Raw genomic sequence first — 382 nt, 5'->3', positions numbered from 1 at the left:
ATAAGAGACAGCCGCTGCCCCCCTCCCGGGTGCCCGGGTTCACCACCCCCTGGGGCGGAGAGGCGTATCGGGAGGTGGTGGAGGTCGTCAAGGAGCACATCCGTGCGGGGGACGCCTTCCAGGTGGTGCCCTCCCAGCGCTTCGAAGCCCCCTGCTCGGCGAGTGCCCTGGACGTCTACCGGGTCCTGCGGGCCACCAACCCCAGTCCCTACATGTACCTGCTGCGGATTCCCGGCGACGATCCCGGCGCCTTCACGACCGATCACGGCGCCGGGGGGACCACCGCCGCGCCGGCCGGTGGGTTCGACATCGTCGGCTCCAGCCCCGAGGCCCTGGTCAAGGTGGAGGACGGCCGGGCGATGCTGCACCCCATCGCCGGTAC

General features: G+C 71.5%; 1 protein-coding gene. It reads left to right on the top strand.

Translation table 11 applies throughout. From position 1 onward, the window contains the following. The coding region (locus FNQ90_RS26750) for a chorismate-binding protein (RefSeq protein WP_182608623.1) at positions 1-382 on the top strand (382 nt) is incomplete at both ends.

The organism is Streptomyces alkaliphilus (assembly GCF_014141535.1).
Taxonomy (GTDB): Bacteria; Actinomycetota; Actinomycetes; order Streptomycetales; family Streptomycetaceae; genus Streptomyces; species Streptomyces alkaliphilus.
Note: the sequence above shows the minus strand (reverse complement) of the source record. Positions and strands in the feature narration are given on the sequence as shown.